This window comes from Pararhodospirillum oryzae (assembly GCF_007992075.1).
GTDB lineage: Bacteria > Pseudomonadota > Alphaproteobacteria > Rhodospirillales > Rhodospirillaceae > Pararhodospirillum > Pararhodospirillum oryzae.
In genome coordinates, this window is record NZ_BJZO01000124.1 from 1 (window position 1) to 9,122 (window position 9,122).

General features: G+C 67.5%; 8 protein-coding genes. 2 read left to right on the forward strand and 6 right to left on the reverse strand.

What is annotated here, in order from left to right:
• Together ROR02_RS15245 and ROR02_RS15250 are read right to left on the reverse strand one after the other, a co-directional pair.
• A partial coding sequence (locus tag ROR02_RS15245) for an ABC transporter permease (RefSeq protein WP_147164901.1) occupies nt 1-575 on the reverse strand: 575 nt, incomplete at its 3' end.
• 15 nt (nt 576-590) lie between these two features.
• On the reverse strand, nt 591-1,289 hold the full coding sequence (locus tag ROR02_RS15250; protein ID WP_147164902.1) for an ABC transporter permease: 699 nt from the start codon (nt 1,287-1,289) through the stop codon (nt 591-593).
• Between the two features lie 242 nt (nt 1,290-1,531).
• Between ROR02_RS15250 and ispH the strand changes: the two genes are divergently transcribed.
• Nucleotides 1,532-2,530: a 4-hydroxy-3-methylbut-2-enyl diphosphate reductase gene (gene ispH, locus ROR02_RS15255; RefSeq protein ID WP_147164903.1), complete on the forward strand. Its 999-nt coding sequence runs from the start codon at nt 1,532-1,534 to the stop codon at nt 2,528-2,530.
• Between the two features lie 27 nt (nt 2,531-2,557).
• Nucleotides 2,558-3,688, forward strand: coding sequence for an adenosyl-hopene transferase HpnH (gene hpnH / locus ROR02_RS15260; protein ID WP_147164904.1), 1,131 nt, complete (start codon nt 2,558-2,560; stop codon nt 3,686-3,688).
• 196 nt (nt 3,689-3,884) lie between these two features.
• On the opposite strand, the gene ROR02_RS15265 is transcribed toward hpnH, so the two are convergent.
• From ROR02_RS15265 to ROR02_RS15280, 4 genes are read right to left on the reverse strand one after another with little or no spacing between them, the layout of a single operon-like run.
• On the reverse strand, nt 3,885-4,544 hold the full coding sequence (locus ROR02_RS15265; protein WP_147164905.1) for a sarcosine oxidase subunit gamma: 660 nt from the start codon (nt 4,542-4,544) through the stop codon (nt 3,885-3,887).
• Between the two features lie 2 nt (nt 4,545-4,546).
• Nucleotides 4,547-7,432 (reverse strand): FAD-dependent oxidoreductase, encoded by a 2,886-nt coding sequence (locus ROR02_RS15270; protein WP_147164906.1) that lies wholly within the window; start codon nt 7,430-7,432, stop codon nt 4,547-4,549.
• The gene (locus ROR02_RS15275) at nt 7,429-7,704 is read right to left on the reverse strand and encodes a sarcosine oxidase subunit delta (RefSeq protein ID WP_147164907.1); all 276 of its coding nucleotides are present in this window, start codon (nt 7,702-7,704) and stop codon (nt 7,429-7,431) included. The genes ROR02_RS15270 and ROR02_RS15275 overlap by 4 nt, the downstream gene beginning before the upstream one ends.
• Before the next feature lie 13 nt (nt 7,705-7,717).
• Nucleotides 7,718-8,962: an FAD-dependent oxidoreductase gene (locus tag ROR02_RS15280; RefSeq protein WP_147164908.1), complete on the reverse strand. Its 1,245-nt coding sequence runs from the start codon at nt 8,960-8,962 to the stop codon at nt 7,718-7,720.
• Nucleotides 8,963-9,122 lie beyond the last annotated feature (160 nt).

Sequence of the window (9,122 nt, forward strand, 5' to 3'; positions counted from 1 at the left end):
TAATAGCGCGCATACAGGCTGCGGGCCACGCCGGTGACCTCCAGAAGCGTGATGCTGGACGCCAGGGCGCTCCCCTTGACCATGAGAATGATCTCGTTGCCATAGGCGGGCAAGCCGATCTGAAAGGCGCGGGGCAGGATGATGCGCCGGACCAGCAGAAAGCCACGCATGCCCAGGGCCCGCGCCGCCTCGACCTCGCCGCGCGGAATCGCCTGGATGGCGCCGCGCAGGATTTCGGCCGAATAGGCTCCGGTGTTCAGGGAAAAGGCAATGATGGCGCACCAGAAGGGCTCGCGCAGGACCGACCACAAAAGGGGCGTGCCCCGGATCCACTCCACCGTCGAAAGCCCGTAGTAGACAATCGCGATCTGCACCAGCAAGGGCGTGCCACGAAAGAAAAAGATGTAGGCGGTGGGTAGCGCCCGCACCGCCGCCAGCCGGTTCACCCGCAGCAAGGCGGTGGGCACGGCCAGGAAAAAGCCGATGAAAACCGCGAGCCCGACCAGGGACAAGGTCAGCGGCAGACCCTGCAACAGCATGCGCGGCAGAAAATCGGCGACCAGTTCGAGTCTCATGGAATCCCCCCGGCCCTAATGCCCGGCCGCGCTCAAGTGGCCGCGATTGGCGCGTTTTTCCAGAAAATTCAAAACAATCATGGTGATGATGGTCAATCCAAGATACAAAACCGCCGCTGCCAGGAGAAAGGTAAAATAATCCCTGGTTGATCGTCCGGCGGTATTGGCCGAGCGCATCAGTTCATCAAGACCGATCACCGACACCAAGGCCGTATCCTTGAGGGTCACGAGGAACAGGTTGCCAAGGCCCGGCAGGGCCACGCGCCAGACCTGGGGCAGGACCACGCGCCGGAAAGTGAGCACCGGCCCCATGCCAAAGGCCCGCGCCGCCTCCACCTGACCACGCGGAATGGCCATCACCGCGCCCCGGAACACCTCGCTGGAGTAGGCGCCGAAGATCAGGCCCAGCGCGATCACGCCCCCGGCATAGGGGCTGAATGACACGACCACCTTCAGGCCCAGGACGTCGGTGAGCAACGCCCGCACCGCCGCCTCGGCCCCGTAATAGAAGATCAGCACCACCAGCAGCTCGGGAAGACCGCGAAACAAGTCGGTGTAGGCGTTGCCGATCCCCCGGGCGATGCGCCCGTTCGAAAGTTTGAGCGCCGCTCCCGCCAGCCCCAGCACAAGACCAACGGCCAGCGCCCCCAGCGCCAGGCGCACGGTCATCCCGGCCCCGGCCAGGAGTAAGTGTCCATATCCCTGGAAATCCATGACGAGCCTCGCGTCCTCCCTCATCCCTTGGCGGGAGCGGAGTTTGGGGGTTTTCGCCGCCCTTGGGAAGCCTGGATGCGTCTTTCGGCGCCACGTCCGGCCAACCCTGCTCGAAAAGTGGGGTTTTGCGGCCGTTGCACCCGCGCGTCCAAACCCCGTATGGTGTGGGTAACTGGGGTTCTTCCACCCGTGGCAGCCCCGTCCCGTATCCCCTTGTTTTCGTCCCAAAGGAACCCCGTGCCGTGACTGACGAGCGCCCCTTGCGTGTGATCCTGGCCAACCCGCGCGGCTTTTGCGCCGGTGTCACCCGGGCCATCGAGATTGTTGAAAAGTGCCTGGATCTGTACGAACACCCGGTCTACGTCCGCCACGAAATCGTGCACAACAAGCACGTGGTGGAAAGCCTGCGCAGCAAGGGTGCCGTGTTCGTCGATGAACTCGACGAAATCCCCGATGGCGCGCTCACGGTGTTCAGCGCCCATGGCGTGTCCAAGGCCGTGGTCGACGAGGCGGCCCGGCGCGACCTGCCCGTGGTCGATGCCACCTGTCCCCTGGTCTCGCGCGTCCACAAGGAAGGCCAGAACCACGTCGCCAAGGGCCGCGAGGTGGTCATGATCGGCCACGAGGGCCACCCCGAGGTGGAAGGCACCCGGGGCCAGATCCCGGGCGGCGTCCATCTGGTCAGCCGCCCCGAGCACGTCGAGCAGCTGCCCATCGAACCCGGCACCCCGCTGGCCTATGTCACCCAAACCACGCTGTCGGTCGATGACACCCGCGAGGTGATCAAGGCCCTGAAGGAACGCTTCCCCACCATCCAGGGGCCGGATTTCAAGGATATCTGCTACGCCACCCAGAACCGTCAGTCGGCGGTGCGCGAGATCACCCGCGAGGCCGACCTTCTGCTGGTTGTCGGCGCGCGCAACTCGTCCAACTCCAACCGCCTGCGCGAGATCGGCGCCCAGATGGGCAAGCCCTCGTACCTGATCGACGACGCCGACGGCCTGGACCCTGAATGGATGAAAGGCGTGCGCACCGTGGCCATCACCGCCGGGGCCTCCGCTCCCGAGGCCCTGGTGCGCGCCCTCGTCCAGCGTCTCGCCACCTTCGGCCCCGTGGAAGTGATCGAGCAGGAAGGCGTGGACGAACACATGCAGTTCAAGCTGCCGCGCCTGCTCCAGGAAGCGGAGCGCCAGCGTCTTGGCACCCCCGACCCTTCGACCAGCCAAGAGTCGGATCTTTGATCGAACGGACATAAGGAATCGCGCGTCGTGGGCGTCCCCTTGATTCAACAGGCCCGCATCGGGGCCTACCTGCTCAGACAGCACCTTTCGGGTACCAAACGCTATCCCCTGGTGCTGATGCTGGAGCCTTTGTTTCGCTGTAATCTTGCCTGCTCGGGCTGTGGCAAGATCGACTACCCCGAGGCAATCTTGAACCGGCGCCTGTCGGTCGAGGAATGCCTGGGCGCCGCCCAGGAGTGCGGGGCCCCCATTGTTTCCATCGCCGGCGGCGAACCCCTGATCCATCGCGACATCGTGGCCATTGTCACCGGCCTGATGGCGCAAAAGCGCTTTGTCTACCTGTGCACCAATGCCTTGTTGCTGGAACGGCGCCTGGATGACTTCACGCCGTCACCCTACCTCACCTTTTCCATCCACCTCGACGGCGACCGCGAGCATCACGACGCCGCCGTGTGCCAGGAAGGGGTGTTCGACAAGGCGGTTTCCGCCATCCGCGCCGCGCGTCAGCGGGGCTTCCGGGTGACGTGCAACACCACCTTGTACGACGGCGTGCCCCCCGAACGGGTGGCCCAGTTCATGGAGTTCGCCTGTAATGATCTGGGCGTTGAAGGGGTCACGGTGGCGCCTGGCTTCGCCTACGAACGCGCGCCCCTGAAGGACGTGTTCCTGGGCCGCGAACGCACCCGGGCCTTGTTCCGCTCCCTGTTCGCGCTCAAGAAGCCGTCGTGGCGCTTCAACCAGTCGGCGCTGTACCTGGATTTCCTGGCCGGCAACCAGACCTACCACTGCACGCCCTGGGGCAACCCGACGCGCAACGTGTTTGGCTGGCAACGGCCGTGCTATCTGCTGAACGAAGGCGCCGTGCCCACCTTCAAGGCCCTGATGGAAACCACCGACTGGGACGCCTACGGCACCGGGCGCTATGAAAAGTGCGCCAACTGCATGATGCACTGCGGCTATGAAGCCACCGCCGTGGCCGACACCGTCGCCCACCCCCTGAAGGCGTGGCGCGTGTCCCGCGAGGGCATCCGCACCACCGGCCCCTTCGCCCCCGAAGTCTCGTTCGAAGGCCAGCGCCCGGCCGAAGACGTGTTCGACGAGGTGGTGGCATGCGAAATGGGCCAGCGCAAACAGCACCACATCCCGGCTGCTGAGTAGGAAGAGAAAAAAGGAAAAAAGGCTGGGGAGGCGCGGCCTCCCCAGACCCCTCGTAAAATTTGATCGCCCCCTGATTTAATCTGATTTCTCGCACGACATCCCAAAGAGAAACCAATAAACCGAGGAGTCTGGGGAGGCCGCGCCTCCCCAGCTTTTCTTTTTCCCGGTGGAACAACCGCCCTCGCGGTTTTCTCCGTCACGCGCCCCCGAACCCGGCCACGGTGGCGGCTCCGGCGATGCTGCCCTGAAACTCGGCCATGGCATCGATCAGGCAGGCCCACAGGTATTCGGCCGACGCGGAATCGGCCAGCAGGTGGAAGGCGGCACCGTCGCGCACGATGATCGCGTTGAGGCGGGCGACCGAGGTTTGCGCCACGGCCCCGTCGGCGAAGGCCCGGGGCCGCAGGTCCACCGCGCACAGCTTGGCGAACAGGGCCGGCGCCTTCTCTCCGCGCAGCACGAACCAGGCATGGCTGTCCTGGCGCGGCACGGGGAAGCACAGCCCCGCGTTCGCCTCCCGGGTCCAGGCCGCGTCCAGGCGTTCCACCAGGCCCGGCTTCGCGCCCGGAACCCCCAGCAGCAGGAATTCGCCCGGCGACAGACGCACCAGCAGCGAGCCGTCGGCCTGACGCAGCGCGTGGTTATGCGCCGGCTCCACGTCCAGGCCCCGGGCCGCCAGCCACGAAGCGGTATCGGCCCCCTTGAAGCCCGTGCGCGCGAACGGCGACAGGTCGGTGAGGACCACCGGCGCGGCCGCGTTTTCACCCGGGACCCGCAGGAAGGCCAGGGCCTCGCCCACCGGGGTGGGGGTTGCCCCCAGCGCGGCAAGGGGAGCGCTTACGAAACTCGCGCGCATGGTCACATCTCCTGACGGGCGTTGTCGGGATCGTAGAACGGGGTCGGCACCACCGTGGCCGACACCAGCGTGCCGCCGTCGGCCCGCACCGTGAACACCGTTCCCTCCCCGGCCTGATCGGGTTCGACGTAGGCAAGGCCGATGACCTTGCCCAGGGTGCTTGAACGGGTGATCGAGGTCACGCGCCCGGCAATGCGGCCGTCGCGGATGACCAGATGGTTTTCCTTCGGGATCACCGCCGCCGCCGGATCCAGGGCAAAGCCGACCAGCCGGCGCGACTGGGGCCTGGCTTCCAGGATATCGAGGGCCGGCTTGCCCACGAAGTCGGTCTTCTTGCGGCCCACGGCCCAGCCCAGGCTGGCTTCCAGCGGATGGGTGAGGGAGTCCGTGTCCTGGCCCACGATCACGTGGCCTTTTTCCAGGCGCAGCACCCGCTGGGCCTCGACCCCGACCGGGCGCAGGCCGTGGCCGGCTCCGGCCTTGATCAGGGCATCCCACAAGGCGCCGGCCTGACTGGCCGGCACGTGGATTTCGTAGCCCAGTTCGCCGCCGAAGCCGATGCGCATCAGGCGCGCGGGCACGCCGCCCACCTCTCCTTCGCGCACCCCCAGATAGGGGAAGGCGTCGGGCGCCAGATCCACAGTGGTGCCCACCGCCTGCACCACGGCCCGCGACGCCGGGCCCAGCACGTTGATGCCGGCGTAGGCGGCGGTCACGTTGGCGATGTCCACCTTCATCCGCCATTGGGCATTGAAGAACTGCATCAGGCGATAGACGCGGTCCACGCCGCCGGTGGTCGCGGTCACGTAGAAGTGCTCCGCGTGCACACGAGCCGCCACGCCGTCGTCGATGATGCCGCCGGTTTCGTCGAGCATCAGCACGTAGCGCACCCGGCCCACCGCCAGGGTTTCGTATTTCCAGGTATAGATGCGCTCCAGGAAACGGGCGGCATCGGGCCCCCGGATTTCCAGCTTGCCCAGGGTCGAGACATCGATCATCCCCACCGCCTGACGGACCGCCGCCACCTCGGCTTCCACCGCGCTGGCGAGGTCGGGGCCGTAGTGGGCCGGACGCATCCACGTCCCCGCCACCATCATGGTGGCCCCCAGGGCTTCGTGGCGGTGATGCAGCGCGGTCAGGCGCCGGGGCTCGAACCCCCGCCCGGCCAGATGGCCCAGCTTCTCGCCGGTGATCGGCGGACGGATGGTCACCGTGCCCACCCGGGGCGCCACCTGCCGGGTCACGCGGCCCAGCAGGCCCTGCACCAGGGCGTTGGTCAGCTTGCCCTGGGTTGGTCCCATGCCGGCGGTCGAGAAGCGCTTCAGAAGCTGGATGTGATCCCAGCCCATGGCGGCGGCGTCGATGATGTCGTGAACCTGCAAGTCTTCATCGAAATCAATGAATTCCTTGCCCTTGGGATGGGGGAAGACCGGGATCGGCCACGTGCGCCCCTCCCCGTCGGGCGCCACGGGCCCGGGCACCGGACAGGCATGGCCGGCATGGGCCGCCGCCGCCCGGCCCGCGCGCGTGCCATCCTCCACCACCCGTTCGGCCGTCCAGACACCGCCGACCGAGCCGGCCGCGAACAGGCCCGCCGGCAGGTCCTCGACCCGGGGCATGAAGGTGGCGTCGTCGGGGACGATCCGCGCGCCGCCTTGGGTCAGCAAGGCGGTGGCCGGCACGTACCCCACCGACATGGCCACCAGATCGCAGGCCACCGGTTCGCCCACCGCGCCAAAGGTGCCGGGGCCGGTGACGGGGGCCAGGCGCACCGCCGCCACGTGGTTGTCCTGGCCCAGGGCCTCGGCCACCGTGGTCCCGGCATGCACGGCAATGCCCCGGGCGCGCACCGCCCCCACGCGGGGATCACTGCCCGGGTCGGCGCGCAGATCGGCCACCGCGACCACCCGCACCCCCGCCTCGGCCAGATCCAGGGCAACTTCGTAGGCGTCGTCGTTGCCGGCCAGCACCACGGCCTCGCGGCCCGGACGCACCGCCCACAGCCGCATCAGGCGTTGGGCCGCGCTCCCCAGCATGATCCCGGGCAGATCATTGCCCCGGAACACGGCCGGGCTTTCATGGGCCCCGGTGGCGACGACCACCGAACGCGCCCGCACCTTGTTGAGCCGGTTGCCCTGGGTCACCGACAGCCAGTGATCAGCGAACAGGCCCTGACACACCGCCTCGGTCAACACCGTGACCCGGGGATGGGCCTGGACCCGGGCGGCCAGGGCCTCGACGGCGGCAACGCCGTTGGGTTCGGGGCGGGCAAAGGTCGCGCTGCCCCCCAGGACAGGGCCATCCTCGACCAGCAGCACCTCGGCCCCGGCCTCGGCGGCGGCAAGGGCTGCCGCCAGACCCGCCGGGCCGCCGCCGATCACCGCCACGTCGGCGAACAGATACGCCTTGTCGAAATACCCATGCGGGGCCTTGGGGCTGATGGTGCCCAGGCCGGCCAGCCGCCGGATCACCGGCTCCCACACCTTCCACGCCGCGCGCGGGGTGTAGAAGGTGCGGTAGTAAAAGCCCACCGGCATGAACCGCGACAACAGGCCGATCGCACGGCCCAGATCGTGGTCCAGGCCGCCAAAGGTGTTGACCGCGCGCACGTCGAGATCGGGCGTGATGGCGCGGCGGTCGGCGGCCACGTTGGGTTCGTGGCCCACCTGAACCAGGGCGTTGGCCTCCAGCCCGGCGGCCGAGACCAGGCCGCGCGGGCGGTGGTACTTGAACGAGCGCGACAGCATCCACTGGCCGTTGGCGGCCAGGGCGCTGGCGATGGTATCCCCGGCCAGACCGGTGATCCGCCGCCCCTCGAACGAAAACGTGACGGAACGCTCGCGATCGACCAGCCGGCCGAAGGGAGCAGGCAAACGGGCAGCGCTCACGGGGTGCCTCCTTCGGCGAACAACGGATCGGACGGCAGATAGGTCCGCACGATTTCGTCGGTGGCCAGGTTGCGTTCAGCAATGAACCAGGTCGAGGTTGGCACGTGGCACCACCATTCCCGGGTCACCTCGGGCTGGTTGTGCTTGTGGAACACGTAGTCGGCCACCACCGCCGGATCGGCGCCGGGCTCGGGACGCACGCGCACCTCGCCGCCGTAGCTGAACTCCGACATGTTGCGCGGCCCGTTGAGCGGACAGGGCATGAGTTTCATCGACCGTCCCCCCTCACGAGCCAACCGACGCCGCGCCCGCCTCGCCCACCTGGTCGAAGTGGGTGAAGCGGTCGTGACGAAACGGCTTCAGGATGTCGGGTTGGGTATCGGTGGCCACGCATTCGGCCATGCGCTTGCCGCACACCGGCGTGGCCTTGAAGCCCCACGTCCCCCAACCGGCATCGATGTAGTAGTTGTCGAGCGGCGTCTTGCCCATGATCGGCGCGAAATCCGGGGTCATGTCGGCCATGCCCGCCCACTGGCGCATCATCCGCACCTCGGCCAGGAAGGGGAACAGCTCCAACATGTGGGCCATCAGGCCTTCCTTGAAGTCGAGGGTCGAGCGCGTGGACCACAGCGGATAGGGATCGACCGCGCCGCCCATGACCAGCTCGCCGCGCTGCGACTGCCAGATGTAGCAATGCAGGCTGCCCGACACGATGATGCTGTTGATCACCGGCTTCAGCGGCTGCGACACGCAGGCCTGCAACGGCACCGTGCGCAAGGCCAGCCGCAACCCGGCATGGCGCGCCATCAGGCTGCTGGCCCCGGCCACCGCCTGCACCACCTGGCCCGCCTCGATCGTGCCCCGCGTGGTTTCCACCGCGCGCACCCGCGTCCCTTCCACCCGCAAGCCCGTGACCTCGGTCAACTGGTGGATCTCGACCCCGGCCTGGGCGCCGCGAATGGCATAGCCCCAGGCCACCGCGTCATGGCGCGCCGTGCCCCCCACCGGATGGTGCAAGGCCCCCAAAATGGGATAGCGCACGTCGCGGCTCATGTTCAGGCACGGCTCGATCGCCGCCACCTTGGCCTCGTCGATCAGCTCGCTGGCCACCCCCAGGTGCTTGTTGACCTCGGCCCGCCAGCGCATGGTGCGCACCGAGGCGTCGGTGTGCGCCAAGGTCAGGTGCGGCTTGCGGGTGTACATGATGTTGAAATCGAGTTCCTGGCTCAGGGTTTCGAACAGGCTCATCGATTCCTTGTAAAAGGTCACTCCCTCGGGCGTCAGGTAGTTGGCGCGCACGATCGCCGTGTTCCGCGCCGTGTTGCCGCCGCCCAGATAACCCTTATCCAGGACGGCAATGCGGCGCACGCCCCACGTGGTGGCCAAGGCATGCGCGGTCGCGAGACCATGCCCCCCCGCCCCGATGATGACGACGTCGTAGGATTTCCGAAGATCCGGTGTCGCCGGCAATTCCCGAGGCGGCGCCTTGGCGCGAGAGCGGAAACCGGCTTTGAGCAGTGCAAGGGGCATGCGCGTCATCCGTCTGCAAAGAGGATGGCGCACCGTAGCAATCCCTTTCTTCATAGGCAACTTTTTTTCTTCCCAGGCGGACCGACACCCCCTGGAAAGGCTCGAAGCCAAAAGGGCGAAGCCCCTTGAAAACATCAGAACGGGGAGGCGAGGCCTCCCC